The following is a 427-nucleotide window of genomic DNA, read 5'->3' on the forward strand; positions in this document are numbered from 1 at the left end:
GGATCGCTTCGTGCGTTTAGCGGGGGCTGTGCGGGTGGGGTAGTTCGTTGCTGCCCTTGTGTCCCTGGCCGTTGTGCTCACTGTGCGGGGCCGGAGTGTTCGGGAACGGGAGGTGCACGCCGGTGGAGGTGCTGCCGGGGGCGGGGACGCTGGTGACGTCGGCGCCGCGGGTGGCGTCTGCGAGTTCGTTGGGAACCTCGCGGGCGTCGTTGACGGCTTGGCCTGCGGTGCCGGTCATCGCGGTGCCGTCGACTGTGGTGCTGGTGTCGGCGTCGGCGTGGGCCGGTGCGGCGATGGCGACGACGATGCCGCCGAGGGAGGCCAGTCCGAAGGTGACCAGGGCTGCGGTGGTGGCGAGGCGGGTCTTGATCATCGGAGTTCCTTTTCTCGTGGCCATCTGGTGTGGCTGCTTGAGATAAAGGATCGG

1 protein-coding gene is annotated in these 427 nt (G+C 68.6%); it reads right to left on the minus strand.

The window, feature by feature from the left end:
* Positions 1-16: 16 nt before the first annotated feature.
* Positions 17-427 (minus strand): hypothetical protein (locus tag AB4Z42_RS28425; protein WP_442012585.1); only part of this gene is annotated, 411 nt, incomplete at its 5' end.

It is taken from the genome of Mycobacterium sp. 2YAF39, from assembly GCF_052114565.1.
GTDB lineage: Bacteria > Actinomycetota > Actinomycetes > Mycobacteriales > Mycobacteriaceae > Mycobacterium.